This is a genomic window from Pseudomonas sp. 2,4-D (assembly GCF_030418155.1).
Taxonomy (GTDB): domain Bacteria; phylum Pseudomonadota; class Gammaproteobacteria; order Pseudomonadales; family Pseudomonadaceae; genus Aquipseudomonas; species Aquipseudomonas alloputida.
In genome coordinates this window covers 14,978-37,138 of the sequence record NZ_JAUHUI010000049.1, presented here as the reverse complement: position 1 = coordinate 37,138, position 22,161 = coordinate 14,978, and the positions used below count along the sequence as shown (strand labels likewise).

Annotated in this window: 15 protein-coding genes; 5 read left to right on the top strand and 10 right to left on the bottom strand. The window is 63.7% G+C overall.

Annotation, left to right across the window (positions count from 1 at the left end; all coding sequences use genetic code 11):
• Window positions 1-121: 121 nt before the first annotated feature.
• The 3 genes from mobA to QYE47_RS24060 all read right to left on the bottom strand — a co-directional run bounded on the left by mobA (window position 122) and on the right by QYE47_RS24060 (window position 5,074).
• Window positions 122-697, bottom strand: coding sequence for a molybdenum cofactor guanylyltransferase MobA (mobA, locus tag QYE47_RS24070; RefSeq protein WP_014590802.1), 576 nt, complete (start codon window positions 695-697; stop codon window positions 122-124).
• 61 nt (window positions 698-758) lie between these two features.
• Window positions 759-3,887, bottom strand: coding sequence for an efflux RND transporter permease subunit (locus QYE47_RS24065; protein WP_014590803.1), 3,129 nt, complete (start codon window positions 3,885-3,887; stop codon window positions 759-761).
• Window positions 3,888-3,898: 11 nt separating this feature from the next.
• Window positions 3,899-5,074 carry an efflux RND transporter periplasmic adaptor subunit gene (locus tag QYE47_RS24060; RefSeq protein WP_019437504.1) on the bottom strand — a complete coding sequence of 392 codons (1,176 nt, stop codon included), beginning with the start codon at window positions 5,072-5,074 and terminating at the stop codon, window positions 3,899-3,901.
• Window positions 5,075-5,319: 245 nt separating this feature from the next.
• On the opposite strand from QYE47_RS24060, the gene QYE47_RS24055 reads away from it, so the two are divergent.
• Together QYE47_RS24055 and QYE47_RS24050 are read left to right on the top strand one after the other, a co-directional pair.
• On the top strand, window positions 5,320-6,021 hold the full coding sequence (locus QYE47_RS24055) for a response regulator transcription factor (RefSeq protein ID WP_019437505.1): 702 nt from the start codon (window positions 5,320-5,322) through the stop codon (window positions 6,019-6,021).
• A 6-nt stretch (window positions 6,022-6,027) separates the two neighbouring features.
• On the top strand, window positions 6,028-7,329 hold the full coding sequence (locus tag QYE47_RS24050; protein WP_014590806.1) for an ATP-binding protein: 1,302 nt from the start codon (window positions 6,028-6,030) through the stop codon (window positions 7,327-7,329).
• 30 nt (window positions 7,330-7,359) lie between these two features.
• Here the strand turns inward: QYE47_RS24050 and QYE47_RS24045 are convergent, their stop codons facing one another.
• The 4 genes from QYE47_RS24045 to nrfB form a co-directional block, all read right to left on the bottom strand.
• Entirely contained in the window at window positions 7,360-8,451 is a 1,092-nt protein-coding gene (locus QYE47_RS24045; RefSeq protein WP_070383952.1) for a diguanylate cyclase, read from the bottom strand.
• A 124-nt stretch (window positions 8,452-8,575) separates the two neighbouring features.
• Window positions 8,576-9,415, bottom strand: coding sequence for a DUF4434 family protein (locus tag QYE47_RS24040; protein ID WP_070383951.1), 840 nt, complete (start codon window positions 9,413-9,415; stop codon window positions 8,576-8,578).
• A complete protein-coding gene (locus QYE47_RS24035) occupies window positions 9,415-12,420 on the bottom strand; it encodes a phage receptor (protein WP_070383950.1) in 3,006 nt (1,001 codons plus the stop codon). Before QYE47_RS24035 ends, QYE47_RS24040 begins: the two co-directional genes overlap by 1 nt.
• Entirely contained in the window at window positions 12,417-14,591 is a 2,175-nt protein-coding gene (gene nrfB, locus QYE47_RS24030; RefSeq protein ID WP_070383949.1) for a cyclic di-3',5'-guanylate-activated glycosyltransferase NrfB, read from the bottom strand. The genes QYE47_RS24035 and nrfB overlap by 4 nt, the downstream gene beginning before the upstream one ends.
• Before the next feature lie 192 nt (window positions 14,592-14,783).
• Between nrfB and QYE47_RS24025 the strand changes: the two genes are divergently transcribed.
• Window positions 14,784-15,215, top strand: coding sequence for a PACE efflux transporter (locus QYE47_RS24025; protein WP_019437510.1), 432 nt, complete (start codon window positions 14,784-14,786; stop codon window positions 15,213-15,215).
• A gap of 181 nt (window positions 15,216-15,396) precedes the next feature.
• Window positions 15,397-16,956: a threonine ammonia-lyase, biosynthetic gene (ilvA, locus tag QYE47_RS24020; RefSeq protein WP_081343607.1), complete on the top strand. Its 1,560-nt coding sequence runs from the start codon at window positions 15,397-15,399 to the stop codon at window positions 16,954-16,956.
• Between the two features lie 121 nt (window positions 16,957-17,077).
• Here ilvA and QYE47_RS24015 read toward each other — a convergent pair whose 3' ends face one another.
• The 3 genes from QYE47_RS24015 to QYE47_RS24005 all read right to left on the bottom strand — a co-directional run bounded on the left by QYE47_RS24015 (window position 17,078) and on the right by QYE47_RS24005 (window position 20,520).
• Window positions 17,078-18,259 (bottom strand): hypothetical protein, encoded by a 1,182-nt coding sequence (locus tag QYE47_RS24015; RefSeq protein ID WP_014590813.1) that lies wholly within the window; start codon window positions 18,257-18,259, stop codon window positions 17,078-17,080.
• 51 nt (window positions 18,260-18,310) lie between these two features.
• The gene (locus QYE47_RS24010) at window positions 18,311-18,790 is read right to left on the bottom strand and encodes a VOC family protein (protein WP_014590814.1); all 480 of its coding nucleotides are present in this window, start codon (window positions 18,788-18,790) and stop codon (window positions 18,311-18,313) included.
• A gap of 110 nt (window positions 18,791-18,900) precedes the next feature.
• A complete protein-coding gene (locus tag QYE47_RS24005; protein WP_014590815.1) occupies window positions 18,901-20,520 on the bottom strand; it encodes an NADP-dependent glyceraldehyde-3-phosphate dehydrogenase in 1,620 nt (539 codons plus the stop codon).
• Window positions 20,521-20,976: 456 nt separating this feature from the next.
• On the opposite strand from QYE47_RS24005, the gene QYE47_RS24000 reads away from it, so the two are divergent.
• Entirely contained in the window at window positions 20,977-22,131 is a 1,155-nt protein-coding gene (locus QYE47_RS24000) for a hypothetical protein (protein WP_019437513.1), read from the top strand.
• Window positions 22,132-22,161: the final 30 nt, after the last annotated feature.

Here is a 22,161-nt window from a genome sequence, read left to right as displayed (position 1 = left end):
CCGCGAACACCGGCAGAGCCGGTGCCATCCACCGCGGTGGTTTCTTCGCGGGCATGCCCGCTCCCACAAGATCACCAGTCCTGAGGTGTTGTGGATTACCTGTGAGGGCGGTGTCATGCCCTCAGTCCTGCAGCCGCTCCGGGCTGTTGAAGTTGCTTAGCCGGCGATCACTCTCGGCGCACTCCAGCCCTTGCACCGCCTCGCGCAGCAAGGCCTTCTGCAAACTCCGCTCACCCGCTGCCCAGGCCTGTTCCAGCACCGGCAACACCCGCTTGGGCAGTACGCTGAACATCGGCTGCCAAAAACCACCCTGACGCACCATTGCCGCGCTGTTACCGGCCACTGCCAGCCGCAGCAGGCCCTCGATCAATTCGCGATCAACCAGCGGCGCATCGCAAGCCAGCACCACCACCCACGCATGACGTGCCACCCTGAGCCCGGCAATCACCCCCGCCAGCGGCCCGGGGAAGTCGGCTTCTGCATCGCCCACCAACCGGTCGGCGTATGCCCGGTAAGCCGCCTGGTTGCGATTGCAGGAAATGACCAGGTCGTCGCTCAGTGGCCGCACCGCTCGATGAACATGTGCAATCAACGGCTCGCCTTGCCAGTCCACCAGGCCCTTGTCACGGCCGCCCATGCGCTGGCCGCGGCCACCGGCGAGAATGAGTATGGAGCAGGGGGGGAGTGCGTCAGGCATGAAAAAGGGTTCCGGGCAGTCATTGCCGGGAACCCTCCCATTTCACACGGGGCTTGTCCAGTCAGCTTTCGCGGGGCACGGGTTGCCCGTCACTGTCATGCGCCTGGCGTCGCCCGGACAGGCGCATCACCACCACGAAGAATACCGGCACGAAAACCACCGCCAGGGTGGCGCTGAGCATCCCGCCGATCACCCCGGTGCCAATCGCCTGCTGGCTGGCAGAGCTTGCGCCGCTGGCGATGGCCAGGGGCACCACGCCGAGGATGAACGCCAGCGACGTCATCACGATCGGCCGCAGGCGCAGGCGGGCCGCTTGCACGGCGGCGTCGACGGCGTCTACGCCCTGGTCTACCAGATGCTTGGCGAACTCGATGATCAGGATGGCGTTCTTCGCCGACAGGCCGATCAGGGTGATCAGGCCAACCTTGAAGAACACGTCGTTGGGCATGCCGCGCAAGGTCACCGCCAGCACCGCACCGAGCACACCGAGCGGAACGACCAGCAGTACCGCAGTCGGGATCGACCAGCTTTCATACAGCGCAGCCAGGCACAGGAACACCACCAGCAGCGACAGCGCCATCAGCAGGGGGGCCTGGCTACCGGACAGCCGCTCCTGCAATGACAGGCCGGTCCATTCCAGGCCGGTACCGGCCGGGAGCTGCGCCACCAGCCGCTCGACTTCGGCCATGGCCTCGCCCGAGCTATAGCCGGCGGCTGGCTCGCCTGAGATCGACACCGCCGGGTAACCGTTGTAGCGGGTCAGTTGCACCGGGCCGCTGACCCACCTGGCCTGCACGAACGCACCCAGTGGTACCATCTTGCCGCTGTCATTGCGCACGTGAATGTTCAGCAAGTCTTCGACCTGGCTGCGCTGGTCACCTTCGGCCTGCACCACCACCCGCTGCATACGGCCCTGGTTGGGGAAATCGTTGACGTAGCTGGAGCCCACGGCCACGTCCAGCACCGTGCCGATATCGGCAAACGACACACCCAGTGCATTAGCCTGGCGGCGGTCGATTTCCAGTTGCACCTGCGGGCTTTCCGCCAGCGAGGCTTCGCGCACGTTGGTCAGCACCTTGCTTTTGCTGGCGCTTTCGAGCAGCTGGTCACGGGCTGCCATCAGCTCGGCGTGGCCCATGCCGCCACGGTCCTGAAGGCGAAATTCGAAACCGGTCGACTCACCGAGGCCGTCGATGGGGGGCGGCAGTACCGAATAGGCAATCGCGTCCTTGAGCTGGGTGAAGGCCATGGTCGCGCGGTCGGCGATCGACTGGGCGCTGTCGTCGGCGCTGCGCTCGGACCAGTCCTTGAGGGTGGTGAAGGCCAGCGCCGCGTTCTGCCCGCTACCGGAGAAGCTGAAGCCGAGGATCAAGGTGGTGTTGCCCACGCCCGGTTCTTCGGCGTTGTGCGCCTCGATCTGCGCGGCTACCTGTTCGGTGCGCATGCGGCTGGCGCCCGGCGGCAGTTGAATGTCGGTGATGGTGTAGCCCTGGTCTTCGGTGGGCAGGAACGCCGTAGGCAGCTGGCTGAAACCGTAGCCCAGCACCGCCAGCAGCACCGCGTACACCAGCAGGTAGCGGCCGCTGCGTTTGAGCGCCTGCACCACCCAGCGCTGGTAGCCGTTGCTCATGCTTTCGAAGCGGCGATTGAACCAGCCGAAGAAGCCTTTGCGTTCATGGTGCTCGCCTTTGGCCACGGGCTTGAGCAGGGTGGCGCACAATGCCGGGGTCAGGCTGAGGGCGAGAAACGCCGAGAACAGGATCGACACCGCCATCGACAGCGAGAACTGCTGGTAGATCACCCCCACCGAGCCTTGCATGAAGGCCATGGGCAGGAATACCGCCACCAGCACCAGCGTGATGCCGACGATTGCACCGCTGATCTGGCCCATGGCCTTGCGCGTGGCTTGCTTGGGCGGCAAGCCTTCTTCGGCCATGATGCGCTCGACATTCTCCACCACCACGATGGCATCGTCGACCAGAATGCCGATGGCCAGCACCATGCCGAACAGTGTCAGCACATTGACCGAGAAGCCCATGGCCAGCATCACGGCGAAGGTGCCCATCAATGCCACTGGCACGACCAGGGTCGGGATCAGCGTGTAGCGCAGGTTCTGCAGGAACAGGAACATGACTGCGAACACCAGCAGCATGGCCTCGAACAGGGTGTTGATGACCTGCTCGATCGACACCTTGACGAACGGCGAGGTGTCGTAGGGGATGTCGTACTTGACGCCTTCCGGGAAGTAGCGCGCCAGCTCCTGCATCTTCGCCCGTACCAGGGTAGCGGTTTCCATGGCGTTGGCGCCGGGCGACAACTGCACGCTGAAGGCCGTGGCCGGTTTGCCGTTCAGGCGCGTGCCGTACTGGTATTCCTGGGCACCGATTTCAACCCGGGCGACATCCCCGATGGTGACCGTGGAGCCGTCCGGGTTGGCGCGCAGGACAATGGCAGCAAACTCTTCGGGGCTGCTCAACTGGCCTTTGACCACCACGTTGGCGGTGATTTCCTGGGTGCTGCGGCTGGGCAGATCGCCGATGCTGCCAGGGGCGACCTGGGCGTTCTGCGCGGCGATGGCTTCGGCTACATCGTTGGGCGTGAGGTTGAAACCGATCAGCTTGCGCGGGTCGATCCAGATGCGCATGGCCCGTTCGGAGCCATACAACTGGGCCTTGCCGACGCCCTTGAGGCGGCGGATTTCATCCATCACGTTCCGTGCAAGGATGTCCGACAACGCGGTTTCATCGAGTTTGCCGTCTTCGGAGGTGAGGGTCGCCAACAGCAGGAAGCCGGTGGACACTTTCTCCACCTGCAGGCCCTGCTGGGTGACCGGGCGCGGCAGGCGCGACTCGACCACTTTCAAGCGGTTCTGCACGTCGACCTGGGCCAGGTCCGGGTGGGTACCCGGGGCGAAGGTGGCGGTGATGGTGGCGCTGCCCAGGCTGCTCTGCGACTCGAAGTACAGCAGGTTGTCGGCGCCGTTGAGCTCCTGCTCGATCAGGCTGACCACGCTTTCGTCCATGGTCGCCGCCGAGGCGCCTGGGTACACGGCGTAGATTTCCACCTGCGGCGGTGCCACGTTGGGGTACTGGGCCACCGGCAGTTGCGGGATGGCCAGCGCGCCGGCCAGCAGGATGAACAGTGCGACCACCCAGGCGAATACCGGGCGATCGATGAAGAATTGCGGCATGAATCAGGCCCTCACTGGCCGGTATGCTGTGCGATGGGTGGGGCAGCGGGCGTATTGTCGACCTGCACCTGGTCACCGGCCTTGACGTGCTGCAGGCCCTCGACCACCACCCGCTCACCGGCCGCCAGGCCCTCGCTGACAATCCAGCGGTCACCCTGGGCGCTGCCCAGTACTACCTGACGGTCGCTGACCCGGGCGTGCTGGTCTACCACCAGCACCTTGGGCATACCGGCGCTGTCGCGCAGGATGGCGCGTTGCGGCACGCTCAGGCCCTTGGGTTGCACCGCTTGTTCCAGGCGTACCCGCACGTAGCTGCCTGGCAGCAGGTCGAGGTCCGGGTTGGGGAACTCGCTGCGCAGGGTGATCTGGTTGGTGCTGGGGTCGACGCTGATGTCGGAGAACAGCAGCTTGCCCGGCAGCGGATAGGCGCTGCCGTCATCCTGGATCAGCGTGGCGCGTGCCTGGCCGTCGCCCACCTGCTGCAATTCGCCGGCGCGCAGGGCGCGCCGCAGGGCGTTGAGCTCGCGGGTAGACTGGGTGACATCGGCATGGATCGGGTCCAACTGCTGGATGGTCGCCAGCGGGGTGGTTTCGTTTTGCCCGACCAGCGCGCCTTCGGTGACCTGGGCGCGGCCGATACGGCCGGAGATCGGCGCGGTCACGGTGGCATAGCCGAGGTTCAGCCGGGCGCGCTCCAGCGCCGCCCTGGCTTCGGCCACTTCGGCATCGGCCTGCAGGAAACTGGCCTTGGCGTTGTCGTATTCCTGGCGGCTGACGGCTTTGTCGTCGACCAGCTCGCGGTAGCGCTGCTCCTGCAGGCGCGCCTGGTACCGGGTGGCCTCGGCCTTGGCCAGCGTGGCGCGGGCGCTGTCATGGTCGGCCTTGAACGGCGCCGGATCAATCAGGAACAGTACATCACCCTGCTTGACGTCGCTGCCTTCGCGGTACACCCGCTTGAGCACCACGCCTGCGACCCGCGCACGCACTTCGGCGGTGCGTGGCGCGAGGATACGGCCGCTGAGTTCACTGCTGATGGCCAGTGGCTGCAGTTGCAGAGTTTCCACGCGCACTTGCGCAGTGGGGGCCTGTTCGTCTGGCTCGGCGCTGTCGCTGCAGCCGGTCAGGGACAGGCTCAGCAATGCCATGAGCGCCAACGGGCGCAGGCACGGGGAGAGGGTAGTAGGCATGCGGATCTTCCGATGATGACCGTGTGTATGCTAAGGCAGACGCTGCCTGGGCGGCTGTTAATACCTGTAGGGCGAGTGTGAAAAAGTGTGAAGAATGATCCTTTCGAGTGGTTGGGTTCTATATTCTGCATGGGCCTGTGCTGGCCCTTTCGCGGGTGAACCCGCTCCTACGGGGACCTGCAGGAGCGGGTTTACCGGCGAAGTGCTCGCCACAGGCTTACTTCAACCCAGACGCCCAAGCACCTATGCCGAACATTTTCCTGGTCGAAGACGACAGCGCCCTGTCCGAGCTGATCGCCAGCTACCTGCAACGCAACGACTTCCATGTCCAGGTGATCGCCCGGGGCGATCATGTGCTGGACGAGTACCGTCGGCAAAGGCCTGACCTGGTCATCCTTGACCTGATGTTGCCGGGTATCGATGGCCTGCAGCTGTGCCGGCTGCTGCGCCAGGAGTCGCAGACCCTGCCAATCCTCATGCTGACTGCCCGCGACGACAGCCATGACCAGGTGCTTGGCCTGGAAATGGGGGCCGACGACTACGTGACCAAACCCTGTGAGCCACGCGTGCTGCTGGCCCGGGTGCGCACGCTGCTGCGCCGCAGCAGTGTCAACGAACCGCGCCTGGACAACGACCTGATCCTGATTGGTGGCCTGCGCATCGACCTGGCCGAGCGCACGGTGAGTTGGCGCGGGGAGGAGGTGGAGTTGTCCAGCGGCGAGTACAACCTGCTGGTGGTGCTGGCGCGCAATGCCGGTGAGGTGATGAACCGCGACCGTATCCTGCAACAACTGCGTGGCATCGAGTTCAATGGCACCGATCGCTCCGTTGACGTGGCCATTTCCAAACTGCGGCGCAAGTTCGACGACAACGCCGGCGAAGCGCGCAAGATCAAGACGGTGTGGGGCAAGGGCTACCTGTTCAGCCGTGTCGAGTGGGAGTGCTGATCGGCCATGCTCAAGATCCTGGTGCGGTTGTACCTGGTGATCATCGTCGCCTACGCCGGTGCATTGCTGTTCATCCCTGACACCATCGTCGGCCTGTTCCGCGACCGGTTCATGGCCTACAACCTGGACCAGGCCAAGGGTGTACAGGCGTTGATCGTGCGCCAGTTCCGCCAGGCCCCGCGCGAGCAGTGGTCAGCGGTGGAGCAGGAGCTGGCCAGTGATTTCGCGCCGCTGGAACTGCAGTTGCAGCGCATGGACCAGGCCGCTTTGAGCGATGAAGAGCAGGCGCGCCTGGAGCATGGTCTGTACGCAGTGCGCATTGCCGAGTGGGGCTATTACGAGACGGTGCTGGCGCCGCTGGACAAGGAGTGGCTGGTAAGCCTGCATTCCCCGCCAGACCCGCTGGACATCAACGTGCTGTCGTGGGGCGTGACCGTATTGATTGGTGCAGCCATGCTGGGTTGCCTGCTGCTGTGGGTCTGGCCGCACTGGCGTGATCTGGAGCGCCTCAAGGAGACCGCTCGGCGCCTGGGCCAGGGGCAGATGGCCGAGCGTACGCACATTTCGCCTCACTCCAACATTGGTGAACTGGCCGGGGTATTCGACACCATGGCCAGTGACCTGGAACGCCATGTCAACCAGCAGCGTGAACTGCTCAATGCGGTATCGCACGAGTTACGCACGCCACTGACCCGGCTGGACTTCGGCCTGGTGCTGCTGTTCGACGAAGTGCCGCCAGCCAGCCGCAAGCGCCTGCTGGAGCTGGTCGGGCATGTGCGCGAGCTGGATGAACTGGTGCTGGAGCTGCTGTCCTATAGCCGGTTGTACAACGCCGACCAGGCGCGGGAGCGGGTGGAGGTATCGCTGCTGGAGCTGGTCGACAGTGTGCTTGGCGGCTTTGCCGAGGAGCTCGATGGCCGGGGTATCCAATGGGAAGTGCGGGCCGAGGGTGAGTTGCCGCGCTTTGTACTGGACCCGCGGCTGACGGCGCGCGCGGTGCAGAACCTGGTGCGCAATGCCATGCGCTATTGCGATGAAAGCCTGTTGCTGCGCTTGCGCCTGGAAGCCGATGGCGCCTGTCTGCTGACGGTGGAGGATGACGGGATTGGCGTCCCTGTGGAGGAGCGCGAGCGGGTTTTCCAGCCGTTCTACCGTCTGGACCGCAGCCGCGATCGCAACACCGGTGGTTTTGGCCTGGGGTTGGCAATCAGCCGCCGGGCGATCGAGGGGCAGGGTGGCACCTTGACCCTGGCGCAGTCGGCGCTGGGTGGGGCGCAGTTCAGGATTCGTTTACCCGCCGGAGGATAGGGGCGCTGCAACCGCGAAGAGACGGGCCTGCTAATCCTGCTCTGCCAGCTCGCTGGACCACGACACAAAGCGGTCCTTGCCAGTGTGCTTGGCTTCATATAACGCCTGGTCGGCGCGGACCAGCGCGGTGGTCAGGCTCTCTCCCCGGTTGATCTTGGCCAGGCCAATGCTGATGGTGACCGGGTGCTCGCCAGTGTCCTCGCGCACGCGCTGGCACAGCGCTGCCACTCGCTGCTCGGCCCCTTGCTGATCCAGCCCTTCAAAGAAGATCGCAAACTCTTCACCTCCCAGCCGGGCAAACGCCTGATCGGCCATGCTTGTCTTGATATGCAGGGCCACGCGCTTGAGCACTTCATCGCCCACGTCATGGCCGAAACGGTCATTGACCCGCTTGAAATTGTCGATATCGATCATGGCCAGGTACTGCCCGGACGTCGCCATCCGTAGCTGGCGGTCGGCCTGGGCCATGAACGAGCGGCGGTTGGGAATGTCGGTCAGGGCATCGACGTAGGCCTGCTCCAGCAACACCTTGGACAGGTAGAAATTGTGCAGCTTGGTCTTGCGGATCTGCAGGTAGCTGTAGCTGACCAGGCCGCTTAGAAACACGGCATAGCTGATCAGCATGGCGCCTTCGAGCGCATCGGGCTCGATGCGGGTGTGGTAGAACGGATTAAGCATCACCCAGGTGATGACCATCGCGCAGAAGAATGACCAGCGCCGCACCGGCAGCACCGACATGGCATACAGCACGGTGGACACCCCGAGCACCAACCAAACTGGGCGCAGGGCTATCGGGATGCCTTCGATTACCAGGCGCATGCCCAGGGTGATGACGGTAATGAACAGCAGGTTGAGCACGTCGAAGTGATGGCTGCGGCGGGTGAAACGCAGCACTACGATCAGGCTGCCGAGCAGGGCGATGAACAGGAAGGACAGCCAGGTGAAGCTTTGGTCGCCGAGGAAGCTGACGATCAGGTCGAAGACCAGCCAGATCAGGACGCTGATCGAGAATACCAGCAGGCAGAATGAGCGCATGGACTCGAATTCGTGCTGGCGGAACTCGGCGCGCAGGGCGGCGGGCGCGACCTGCTGGCGTACGTGGGCTTCGATGGTCTTGAACATCGGTTGGCTCCGGAGGCTACTACTTTTTCAGGCCTGGACCTTTCGCGGGTAAACCCGCTCCTACAGGGGCCGTACGGTGCGGGAGACCCGTGGGTTTATCCGCGAAGAGGCCGGCCCTGGCGATTCATTGCTGTGGCAAGATACCCCGGGCCCAGGGCCGGTAGCGCAAGGCAAACACTGCCTCGGCATGGCACCCGTTACTCAGCCTGGGTTCGGCAGGCTCCGCCCGAAACGCCTGCTCGGGTGCGCTCACCTGGCGGAACGCCTCGCGCACCACACCCACCCGGCACGGCAACGCCTGCTCATAGCCCTGACGCACCAACGCCGGCAAACGCCCGGTGCCGGCACCATCCTGCCACCACACAGTCAAGCCCAAGCCGGCCAGTTGATCCAGCCAGACGGCATTGACCCGCGGCGACAGCTTGCCTGTGCTGAAGGCGCTGATATGCAACGGCTTGTCCAACTGGCGGTTGAAGGCCTGCAACTGGCTGTACAGCGCATCGCGCCGTTCGGTCTCGCGTAGATGCTGGTCGTCCAGTTCCATGGGCAGGTACCAGCCGTCCACTGGCAATTGCCAGGCCTGGCGCAGTTGCTGGTACTGGCTGAGCGACCGCCCCAGCTGCGCTTTCCAGTAGCTGTTCAGGCCCTCGCCATCCAGCTCGTCGAGTCGCTGGTAGTAGGCCGGGTCCATGTACAGCCCCAGCACCAGCTGCAAGCCCTCGGCGCGCGCGGTGCGCAGGCTGTTGGCCAGCCAGCCCTGGGCACCGCCGAAATCGCTGTCGCCATAGGCACTCCATTGCACGATCAGGGTTTTGCCACCCTTGGCCGCGGTGGCTTGCCACAGTTGCTGCCACTGGGCGGGTGTGACGCTGGCATCTCGGTTAAGGGGTTGGTAGAACAGGCGCTGGTCAGCTGTGGCCGGTAGGCACAGGGCCAGCAGGCAGAAGGCGATGAGCGTACGCATCAGAAGGTCATCTCCGCACCGACCAGCACACCGTTGGCGCGCTCGTAGAGGTTACCGCCCAACGATTGCTGGTACTCGGCACGCACTTTCAGCGAGCCGCCGTAGGCGTTGTAGCGGTCGTCGTCGAACCACCATTGCCAGCGCACGCCAACCCCGGCGCGGGCGTCCTGGCGCCAGTCGTTGCTGGGGTCCTGGCTGGAGAACTCGACAAAGCCGTAGGGCATGAGCGTTTGCGGCGAGCTGCCCGGCAGCTTCCAGGCGTGGCCCTGCTGGTAGCGCGACAGCCAGGCATGGTCGCCGGCGCGGGTCCACCAGGCAGCATCGAGGTAGAGGAACCGTTCGTTCCAGTCGTCCTCATCGATGCGCCAATCGTTGCGCCAGCCGCCCTGGTCGAGGAACGAGGCGGTGGCGCGCAGCAGCAGGTCATTGCTCGATTCGGCGTGGTGGCGCAAATCGCCCCAGTTGCCGCCGACCTTGGCCGGGCTCAGCAACTGGCCAAGGCTGAGGCCGCGATAGTGTGCTTCGTCGATCTGCCGCTGGTGGTAAAGCTCGGCATACAGGTTGAGGTTGGCCTGGCCGAGCGGCTTGTAGCGCAGGCCGACACCGGTTCCCATGCTCTGGGCATAGTCGGTGCGGCTTTGGCCACCGAACAGTACCCGGCCATACACTGACAGGGTGCTGCCATCGCGGCTGGGCTCCTCGCCCAGGGCATGGTCCCACATGGCCAGCTGCACGTTCTGCGATTGCGCCCGGCGCGAGCTGCCGCTGCGCTGGCCGTTGTCGAGAAACTTGTCGTTGGTCGAGGTGCCGGCCGGCGACCAGGTGCTGGCCAGGGTAATGGTGTCGCGCCGTGACAGGCTCTGGTGGGCGCGGCGCTGGCGGTATTTGCGGGCCTCCAGGCTGCCGTATTCGTCATCACCGTCGACCAGGTTCTGCTCTACGTCGAGGATGCGGCGCAGTTCGCGGCGTGCCGCAGCGCTGTCGGCATGTTCGTCGTAGCGCAAGGCGAGTGTTTCGCCAAGGCGGTAGTCCTCGGGGAAGTCGTGAGTGGCGTGTTCAAGGTAGGGGATCGATTGCATGCGCTGAGCCTTGTCTGTCGAGCCAGCCAGGCGCATGCCGTAGTCGGCGCGATAGCGCGGCTGGTTGGGGGCCAGGCGCACGGCTTCGGCCAGCCAGGCGGTGCTCTGCGCACTGTCGCCGGCCAGTTGCGCGGTGCTGGACGCGGCGTAGTAGTGGTCGGCGCGCGGGCTGTGCGCCAGCGCCTGGCGCTGGAAGCCCAGCGCGGCCTGCGGGTCACCTTGGCGCTGGGCGATGGCGGCGCCCAGCGCCCAGTCATCAGCGCTCTGGTGCGCGGCAGCGTCCCAGTAGCGGCGTGCTGCATCGGCGTCGCCTGCATTCAGCGCGCCGCGGGCAGCGGTGAGGCGGGCATTATCGGTAAAGGCGCTGTCTGGCAGGCTGCGCCAGATGGGCTGGGCGGTTTCGGAGTCGCCGGCCGCTTCGAGTGCGTAGGCCAGCGGTAGACGGTTGCCAGGGTCGCCCAAACGCTCGGCAGCCTGGTAGTAGACCACCGCCTCACCTGGCTGGTCGGGCATGGCGCAACGGCCGAGGGCGCGGTACTGGCCAGGTTCGCTCGGGGTGGCCGGCACTGCCTGGCGCATGGCATCGCACTGGCCGGCCTCAGCCAGCCGCCCGAGCAACTGGGCGCGGGTGTTGGCGTTGACCCGGGGTATCAGGCCGAGCATGCGGCGGCTGTCCAGGGGCCCGTCGTCACGGGCATACAAGTTGGCCAGACGCTGTAGCAGCGATGGGCCGAGGCGGCCCTGGTGGCGGTCGTAGGCTTGCTCCAGCAAGTGCCGTGCGTGATCGCCGTCGCCCTGTTCGGTCAACAGGAAGGTGGTTTGTTCCAGGGCGGCGAGGTCGCCGGTCTGCCGATAGCGTTGTTCCCATTTTGCGGCGGTGCGCGGCTGCGGGGGCGGCGGCGGGGCGCCATACAGGCGCTGCTTGAGCACGGCATAGGCCCGAGGGTCGGCGCTGGCGGGGCAGGCCTTGAACTGTTCCCGGGCCAGGTCCGGGTCTTGATGTGACAGCCAGTCGACCGTTTCAAGGCAGGGGCGCTGCAGGTCGTTGCTCAGGCGCCGCACCAGCGCTGCATCGTCGCCTTCGCGGGCCAGTTGCCAAAGTTGCTGGCGCTGCTCGGGTTGCTGCAGTTGATCAGGCGGTAGCGACTGCAGCCAGCGTTGGGCCTGCTGGTGGTGGCCGACGGCAATGGCGCGGTTGGCCATGGCCAGCCGCGTCTGGTTGGCCGCTGCGCAGGAGGGGGCGCGGGCCAGCAGCGCAGTCAGGCCCTTTTCGTCGACTTGCTGGATATAGGCATTGGCCAGGCGTTGCCAGTCTTGGGCAGGCAACTGGCCTGTATCGGCCAGCGGCTGCAGTTGCTCGATGGTTTCTTTCCAGTTGCGCAGCTGTTCGGCGAAGGTGGCCCGGGCCAGGCGCAGGACCTGGCCGTCCCCACCGGGCGGCAGTTGGTTGAGCCAGCCCAGCGCTTTGGCGGCGCCACCAAACTTGGCCAGGCTCAGGCTGTAGGCCTGCCACAGCTGTACCCGGTGGTTGCCGTCGCTGGCGGCCAGCCATTGTTCCACCTGGCTGGCCGGTGGCGGGTCCTGCTCGATCCAGGTCAGGCGCAGCTCCAGCAGGGCGTCGGCGTATTCGGGGCTGTCGCCTAGCTGCTCAGCCAGCGCTTGGGCCTCCTTGTAACGGCGCTGGTGGGCCAGGGCTTCGACCAGCAGGGCGCGGGCTTCGTCGTTGTTCGGCACCCGGCCCAGGACATGGCGGGTAAGGCGCTCGACTTCAGCCCAGTTGTCTTTCCTGGCCTCGCGATAGCTGCGGTCCATAAACGGAAAGCTGGTGAACCGCTGGAAGTCGGTCATCGGCGCCGAAGCGGCAACGGGCAGGGCGGCGGAGCACAGCAGCAGGCCAGTGAAGGTGAGGGAAAAACGCGGCTTCATGCCACCTCCCGGGTCAGATCAATCGCCACTTGCTGTTCGCTGGCCTGTTCGATCAGGGCCTGCTCCAGCACCTGCCTGGTGATGATGCCGCGGGCAATCAGGTGCTCACCGAGGCTTTGGTGTTCGGGGTCGAAGTCGATCAACGCCTGGTTGAACAGGGTGACAGGGACCATGCCGCGCACCTGCAGTAGAGCGCCTAGCATGACTTGGTGAGGGCTGACCCGCTCCAGCAGCGCTTCGTCGTCCTGGTGGCGTTCAAGCACGGCCAGCATGTCTCGGGTTTCTTGACGCTGTAAGGGGCTTGGGTAGTGGTAGCGAAGGCCCAGCGTGACCCGGCCCTGGGGGGCCAGGCGTGCCTTGACCGGGCGTTTCAGCTGGCGGCTGATCACACCCAGCGACACCTGGCTGACCGGGCTTTCACTGGCCAGAATCAAGGTGTCGCCGTCTTCGTCCACTGGCAGTACGCCGTAATGGGTGGCCAGCTTGCGCGGCAATTTGGCGATCAGTTGCGGGCTGAGCTTGAACGGGTTCAGCGGTGCCCAGGGCAGGTCCAGTTGTTCGGCCAGGGTGGCCACCAACTGCTCACTGTTCAGCCAGCCACGCAGTAGCAATTCGCGGCCCAGGCGCCGACGAACCGGGCTGGTGATGGCCTGCTGCAACTGTTCGTCGGTGATCAGGCCCTTGGCCACCAGGCGCTGGCCCAGTGGTGTGCGAGCCGGGGAGGCGATGGCGGGGAACTCGTGGGTGGTCTTGTCCCAGGCCACGCGCCGCGAATCGCCCATTTCCATTACCTGGCGCAGTGCACGCAGGTTGGCGAAAAAGTTGACGAAGTTGCTCCACATCATCCGCGGGGCCGACAGCAGGCCCTCGCCGATGCCATAGAAGCGGGTGACGAACCAGGCGCGCTGGAACAGCCGGTTGAGCAGCATCAGGCCGTTCAGCCACAGCAGGGTCGACAGCAACCAGCTGTCGCTGAGGATCGACATGAAGCGCCACGACTCCGGCGCAATGACCGTGACTAGCCACATGGCCAGCAACACCAGCAGTAACAGGTTGACCAGGAAGCTCAGCAGGTAGGCGAACAGCCCGCGGCGGTCACGCCAGAGGAAATAGTTGAGCGCGCCCTTGCGGCTCCAGCCGAGGTTGCTGGTGCCCTGGAACACGATGCCAACGATCCAGCGCGACTTCTGCCGGATCGCATGCTGCCAGTCACGCGGGAAGTGCTCGCGCACGCAGATCACCTGGGAGAACTCCCGGCTCATGCCTGGGCGCCATTCCTGCTTCAGGGTCAGTGCCGGGTCGGTGATGGAGTAGCGGGCGAAAATGCACTTCATGCCTTTTTGCTTCAGGCGAAAGCCGATGTCGTAGTCTTCGGTCAAGCTCTGTACGTCAAAGGCAATGCCGTCACCGTCCTCGAGCAGTGCGCTGATGGCGCGGCGGCTGAAGCAGGTGCCGACGCCGGCACTGGGCACCTGGCCGGTCAGCGCTTCGCGCACGATTACGTCCTTGCCGTGGTTTTCGGCAAACTCGTCGACATAGTGGCCGGCAGTAAAGCCCTTCCACTCCGGTGCGTAGGGATACACCGGGATCTGGATCATGTCCTTGCTCGGCAGCAGGTAGTTGAACAGGCGCAGCTCCATCGGCGAGATCACGTCTTCGGCGTCATGCAGGATGAAACCGGCGAACTCGATGCCGGCGTCCTGTTGGAAGCGCAGCAGCGCGTCGATGATGTTGTTCAGGCAGTCGGCCTTGCTGGTGGGACCGGGGCGGGCGCAGACCACTTTGTGCACGTTGGGGAAGTGCAGGCACACCGCGTCCACGTCCGCCTGGGTTTGCGGGTCGTTGGGGTAGGTGCCGACAAAGATCTGGTAGTTCTCGTAGTCGATGGTCGAAGCGGCCAGGCGCGCCATTTCACCGACCACGCCAACTTCGTTCCAGGCGGGGACCATGATGGCCAAAGGTTTTTCCGGGACTTCGTACAAGCGCTTCTCATCGGCCCTTTCGAACTTGCCGTAGATGCGAAAACGCCGGATCAGCGTGCGCCCCCAATAGCACAGATCGATGAACAGGTCGTCCAGGCCCAGCAGGAACATCAACGAGGCAAGGGTGATCGCCAGGAGCTTCAGGCCGAACAGCAGGTAAGTGAGAAAATCGATGAATACCAGGCTCATGTGTCAGCCACCGGCAGGGCAGAGTGGGCCATCGTCTTATCCTCGCTCGTTCCCTCGACGAAGGTGCAGGAGATGTCACTGTCATGTACGGGATAGATACAAGCAGCCGAATGCGGGATTGTCCAAATTTCGGGCTGTTTCTTGCGGGCTGCATCTTGTAGCTTTACAGGTCGTTCATTCAGGGAGCTGAACATGCAAGGTAAGGCCCGCAAGATCGTCCAGGCCATTCTCTATGAGGCCATCGCCGTCGCCTGCGTGGCGCCCGCACTGGAGCTGGCGTTCGGCGCCGGCATGGCGCAGTCGACCGTGCTGTCGGTGCTCATGTCAGGCATCGCGATGAGCTGGAACATGGGTTACAACTGGGCATTCGAACGTTGGGAAGCGCGCCAGCCCAAACGTGAGCGCACTTTCCTGCGGCGCCTGCTGCATGCGCTGGGCTTCGAGGGTGGGCTGGTGGTGATCCTGTTGCCGCTGGTGGCGTACTGGCTGGACGTGAGCCTGTGGGCCGCACTGCTGACCAACCTGGCGTTGTTCGTGTTCTTCTTCGTTTACGCCTTTGTCTTCCAGTGGGGCTTCGACAAGGTGTTCGATGTGCCGCTTTCGGCGCAGCAGGCCAAGTGTTGACTTTCGGCTGCGAGGCAGGCTAGGTTCCTACCCCATGAATACATTCCCGCACGTGAACGCCATTATTATTACCGCCATTATCAGCTTGGCGGGCTAGCGCGTACGTGCACCGAACCCGCCCTGGAGGCGGGTTTTTTCTCTCTGACTCCTGGGCAACGTAAAAATAGCCAAGGAGTCATCGATGACCAGTTTCAGTGTCCCTCGTACTACCGTCACCCCCCAGCAATTGCTGTCGGAGCAGGTGCGGCGCATTCTTGCGGCGCCGGTGTACGACCTGGCCATTGAAACGCCCCTGCAACCGGCCCCGGCCTTGTCTGCTGCCCTGGGCAACCAGGTGTTGCTCAAGCGCGAAGACCTGCAGCCTACGTTTTCGTTCAAGATCCGGGGGGCCTACACCCGCCTGTCGCGACTGACTGATGTGCAGCGTGAGCGCGGGGTGATCACCGCTTCGGCGGGCAACCATGCCCAGGGCGTGGCCTTGGCCGCATCGCATCTGGGTATGAAGGCAACCATCGTCATGCCCACCACCACGCCATCGTTGAAAGTGGAAGGCGTGCGTTCGCGCGGCGGGCATGTGGTGCTGCATGGCGATAGCTTCCCCCATGCGCTGGCCCACGCACTGAAGCTGGCCGACAGCGAAGGCGCGACCTTCGTGCCACCGTTCGATGACCCGGATGTGATCGCCGGGCAGGGTACCGTGGCCATGGAAATCCTACGTCAGCGCCCGGGGGCGCTGGACGCTATCTTTGTGCCCGTGGGCGGTGGCGGCTTGATCGCCGGTATCGCCGCCTACGTGAAGTACCTGCGCCCTGACGTGAAGGTGATCGGCGTCGAACCGGTGGATTCCAACTGCCTGCAGGCTGCCATGGCCGTCGGCGAACGCGTGATCCTGCCGCAGGTCGGCACCTTTGCCGATGGTGTGGCGGTGGCGCAGATCGGCGCCCATTGCTTCGAGCTGTGCCGCCACTTCGTCGACGAGGTGGTGACGGTGAGCAGTGACGAACTGTGCGCGGCGATCAAGGATATCTACGACGACACCCGTTCGATCACCGAGCCGTCCGGGGCCTTGGCCGTGGCCGGTATCAAGAAGTACGTGGCGCGTGAAGGTGTGCAGGGACAGACCCTGGTGGCCATCGACTCCGGGGCCAACGTCAATTTCGACCGCTTGCGCCATGTGGCCGAGCGGGCCGAGTTGGGCGAGCAGCGCGAGGCGATCATCGCTGTGACAATTCCGGAACAGCCGGGCAGCTTCCGGGCCTTTTGCCAGGCACTGGGCAAGCGGCAGATCACAGAATTCAACTACCGCTTCTACCCCGGCAAGGAGGCGCGCCTGTTCGTGGGCGTGCAGACCCACCCGGTGCATGACCCCCGTGAGCAGTTGCTGGCCAGCTTGCGGGAGCAGGGGTACAGCGTGCTGGACCTGACCGACAATGAGCTGGCCAAGCTGCATGTGCGCCATACCGTGGGTGGGCATGCCGCGTCAGGGGCTGATGAGCGGGTACTGCGCTTCGAGTTCCCCGAACGGCCAGGGGCGTTGCTGGGGTTTCTGGAGCGGTTGGGCAAGCGTTGGAACATCAGCCTGTTCCATTACCGCAACCATGGTGCGGCGCAGGCGCGGGTGTTCGCTGCTTTGGAAGTGCCAGAGGACGAGTTGGCGGGCTTGCCGGTGACGCTGGACGAGATGGGATATCGGTACTGGGACGAGACTGACAACCCGGCGTACAAGCTGTTCCTGGGCTGACGCGCCTGTGTGGCCAATGCAAGCGTGTCTAGCTGCTTGCCGCCTGTGTTCGCTGCGTGACCGCCCCGCCCAAAGGGCAGGGCGATTCCTGCAGGGGACTGCGCGAGCCAGCGAGTGGGTTTCAACGCTCGCGCATGAAAAAGCCGGCAACGAACTTGCGGAATGTTTCCAGGCTTTTGAAGTCGGCGTAGCGCTTGAAGTTCTCGGTATCCGGCTCGGGGCCGATGGGCTGTTCCAGCAGCGACACTGACAACACCCGGTCCTGGTCCGAGGTCAGCACCAGTTCATCCATCACCTGCCCACCGATCACGGGGCGACGCATCTGCACTTTCACCCCTTTACTGGCCATCCAGTCGATCAGCGACACCAATGCCTTGAGCGGCTCGCGTTCTTCATCGCGGTACACCGGGAACAAGTGCGCGCGCGACAGCACGGGCACACTGGCCACATGGATCAGCTCATAGAAATGGCTACCGGCGCTGGTCGGCGAGTAGATCATCAGCGCCAGCAACGGCCCGGTGGTGCGGCTCCCGCCCCAGTACAGGTGATGCCCCTGGAAGTCGAAGCCGTCCTCGCTGCGGTTGTTGAACAACTTGCGCCCTTTGATCTGGTCGACGCAGTCCAGCAGCAGGCCGTGGCGGCGATGGTTGCCGAACACAGAAGCTTCGCGCAGGCGGGACTTGAGCATCATCATGTGCTTCATGTCCAGGCGGGTTTCCAGGTAGTTGCTGGCGGGCACCCGCTCCAGCAGCGGATAGCGGCTGGCCACGCTGCGCAACTCGGCAAACTGTGTGGTCAGGTCTTTCTTCAGGTGGGTGGCGTAAAGGTTGAGCCCGCTGGTTTCAATCCAGGTCAGCAGCAGTGACAGCAGGCGCTGCTGTTCGCGTCTGTCGTTGCCATCGCCGGCGCCACCGGCCGTGCCAGCACGGAAGTCGCTGATCAGGCGCAAGGGTGTATCGGGTGGCAGCCAGGCGGCGGGTGGGGCGGGGTCGTTTTCACGTTCGGCGGCTTCCCGCTCGTCCTTGGTGAACGGGCAGCCAGGCGCGTGCTCGGCGGTGCCCGGGTTGTTCTTGAGGAAAAGTGTGCCGGTGCTGCCGTTGAGAGTGACATTGAGCACCGGCAAGGCATCGTTGCGGCAGTCACAAGCCAGCCACTGGTTGGCGTTGCGCACGTTCATCAGTAGCTGGTTGGCCTGTAGCAGGCGCGGGCCGGCGAGGCTGCCGGTGGCAAAGCCGACCAGCAGTTCCTCTTCAGCGGGGGTCAGGCTGCGCACCTGGGTGGCGGTTTTGTCGATGATTCGCATGAAGCAGCTCCAAGCTACGAGCCTCAAGCTTCAAGCAAAGTCGCGCGGCTTTCAACTCGCCGCTTTGCTACCGCCGAACATCTTCGCGGCACGGGCGCGAATCTGATCGGGCGTCAGGTCCTCTTTGTGGGTGGACACGAACCAGATGTTGCCAAACGGATCTTTCAGGGTGCCGCTGCGGTCACCGTAAAATTGGTCGGTCAAGGGATGTAACTGGATGCCCCCGGCGGCCAGGGCCTGGGCGTAGACCTTGTCGCAGTCTTCAACATACAAGTGCAGGCCAACACCCGCACCGTTGAGCTTCTGGCTGGCGGTGAGGCCGCCTTCCATGTCGCAGGGGTCGCCCAGCATCAGCGACGAATCGCCGATTTTCAGTTCGGCATGGCCAACGCGACCGCCCGGGGCATCGAGGCGGAACATTTCCACCGCCCCAAAGGCTTGCTTGTAAAACTCGATGGCCTTGGCGGCGTCGTTGATGGCCAGGTAGGGCGTGATGCTGTGCTGGCCTTCGGGAATAGGTTTGACTGCCATGTTCGACTCTCCTGTGCAATGGGCGCCGAAAGGCGCCCTGTTGCTTAGAGTCGTTCGCCCAGATGGAAAATCGACAGTGATGCTAGATCGATTGTCTATAAGCGCGGCGGTCAGAAGATGTAGTCGGTGGTCAGGAAGCTCGACTGGCGGTTGCGAATGATCTCGCTGATCAGCGCTTTGTTGGCCTCCTGGAAGCGCGTGGCGACCAGCGTCCGGATGGAGAACACACGCAAAGCGTCATCCACCGAGAGCGTGCCCTCGGCGCTGTTCTTGCGGCCGTTGAACGGGTAGGTGTCAGGGCCGCGTTGGCACTGAGCATTGATGTTGATGCGCCCGACCTGGTTGGCGAAGATGTCGACGAGGCTGCCGATGGTGGCCGGGTCGTTGCCGAACAGGCTCAGTTGCTGGCCGTAGTCGGAGTCCAGCACATAGTCGATCACTGTCTGCAGGTCGCGGTAGGGCACCACCGGTACCAGCGGGCCGAACTGCTCTTCGTGGTACACGCGCATTTCCCGGCTGACCGGGTACAGCAAGGCCGGGTAGAAGAATGAGCCGCGGCTGTGCCCGCCATTTTCGTTGAGCACGCGCGCGCCCTTGGCCGTCGCATCGGCAACCAGGCCATCGAGGTAGTCGACCTTGCCAGGCTCGGGCAACGGTGTCAGCGCCACGCCAGGTTCCCACGGCATGCCGGGCTTGAGCGCCGCCAATTTGTGCTGAAACTTGTCGAGGAAGGCCTCGACCACATCCTCGTGCACGAACAGGATCTTCAGTGCCGTGCAGCGCTGGCCGTTGAACGACAACGCGCCGGTGACGGCCTCTTCGACAGCGTTGTCGAGGTCGACCTGGGGCAGCACGATGCCCGGGTTCTTGGCGTCCAGGCCCAGTGCGGCGCGCAGACGATGCGGGCGTGGGTGCAGTTTTTTCAGGTCGCTGGCGGCCTTGTGGGTGCCGATGAAGGCGAATACATCGACCTTGCCGCTGGCCATCAGCGCGCTAACCGTTTCCCGGCCGCGTCCATAGATGACATTGATCACGCCTGCCGGGAAGCTGTCGCGGAACGCTTCGAGCAAGGGGCGGATCAGCAGTACGCCGAACTTGGCCGGCTTGAACACCACGGTGTTGCCCATGATCAGCGCCGGGATGAGCGTGGTAAAGGTCTCGTTCAGCGGGTAGTTGTAGGGCCCCATGCACAGGGCCACGCCCAGCGGGGCGCGACGGATCTGGCCGAGGGTGCCTTGTTCCAGCTCGAAGCGGCTGGAGCGGCGGTCCAGGTCCTTGAGGGCGTTGATGGTGTCGACGATGTAGTCGCAGGTGCGGTCGAATTCCTTCTCCGAATCCTTCAGGTTCTTGCCGATCTCCCACATCAGCAGCTTGACCACGGCCTGGCGCTGTTCACGCATACGGGCAAGGAAGGATTCCACATGCTGGATACGCTCGGCCACGCGCATGTTCGGCCAGGCGCCACGGCCTTTGTCATAGGCCTGCACGGCGGCATCGAGGGCGGTAAGCGCGGTCTCGGCATCCAGCAGCGGGGCGCTGCCCAGTATGACCTGATGCTCCTCGTCGCCTTGCTTGAGCCACACCGGGCTGCGCACCGTGGCCAACGGGCCGTCCCAGCGCCTGAGCTCACCGTTGACCAGGTAATCGCGTTGTTCCAGTGGGGCTCCCAGGCGCCAGGTGTCCGGGATGTTCTCGGCGCTGGGGAAGAGTGAATCGAGCAAACGGTCCATGGGTACTGCACCTCACATCAAAGGGCGGTTTTCAAGTCAGTTGAATCGTTTCAGCTACGAGCATGCACTGGCTGCCGGAAAAACACCAGTCTGGTTCAACATGGCCGCCAATGCCTACCCGGCAAGCAGTCAGCGAACTGAAAGGCGTTGATGCAAAGTAGGCATCAAAGTTTACTCATTGATAGCGAAGTAGCCAGCGGACGCTTGATGGGCATGGTTATAGCAAAAGTTGTGTTGAGCATTGGTTTGATGCGGGGAATTTGACGCCATGAAACTTGATTAAAAGTCAGCCAGAAGCCGCTTGCCAAAGCGTTTGCAGGCATCTTAAATTGTTACTGAATGTGATAGTAAAGTTTCAAGTAAAACAATAAAAATCAGAGTGTTAAGTTTTTTTGCCGGGTTTTTTCTCTTGTTCCGATTGGCCAACAGTGCACTTCAAAGGACGCCGAAGAAGAAATGAAAAAGACCTTGACGACTGTGGCGCGCAAGCTCCTGTCGCCCTCCCTGCGCTACGAAATCAGGCTGCTGGCCAGCAAAATGCGAGAAATGTTGGCGCGTGCCTGTCTCTGGCGTTGGGAAGTCGCCAGGTTCCGCCCGCAACAGGAGAGCCCGTACGAAATCCTCTACATCGGCCGCAAGCAGCAACGGGAAATGGCCAAGCTGCTGATCGGTGGCAAGGGCCAGGGCAGCGCATCGATCGTGGACGGTGCAAGTGCCACGGCGGCTGCCAGCCACGTCGTGGTCATCAGCGAAATGCCCACGTCGGGGTCGCTGTCAGTCCCCCACTACCTGAGCGCCGTGGTGCCGCTGGGGCGCCCACTGGAAGACATCACTGCCCGCTACGACAGCGAACTGCGGCGCAGCATTCGCAAGAACCGGCCGCTTTATCACATGCGCCAAGCCCTTTCGGACGAAGAAATCGCCATGGCCGACCGGGATCTGCTGCGCCCTTATGCTTCGGCCCGGCAGGGCATTCATGCCGCGCAGTTTCCTACCGAAGAGGTGTTCCGTATTGCCAAGAGTGTCGGCCGGCTTGACTTGATCATGCTGGGCGATGAGGTGATCGGCTGCCACCTGGGGTGTGAAGTGGTACGCGGCGGCAAGCGTTACTGGAGCACGTTGCGCTTTGGCTATTGCGAGGCGGTGTTTTCCGATGCGAAGAAATTGCGCGAGGTGAATTCGATCACCACTTTCATGGCGCTTGAATGGGCACTGGAACAGGGCTTCGATTATTACGACATCGGCCTGTGTCTGGCGCGCCCGGACGACGGCCTGCTGAAGTGGAAGCGCCGCCGCGGTGGTGATATCGATTCGCTGGGTAACCATGCGTACCTGTTTGTCCGCCTGCCCAAGACCGGTACGGCAAAGTTCCTGTGGGACACGCCGATGTTCGCGGTCGAAGGCGACAAGCTGACGTTGCATCTGGGGCTCCCCGATGGCCCAAGCGATGAGGAAGTTGCCAGCCGCTATCACGAAATGGTGTTTGGTGGCCTGCACAAGATTTATCTCTACGGAGGCAGCGGGGCAGGCGAACCGTTTGTGGAAACATTGCGCAGCCGTTACGCCAGCTTGCAGTCACCGCCCACCATGGAAAGAGTCACGAGTAGTTGAGTAACTGCCAGGGATGCTTTGATCTGGCGC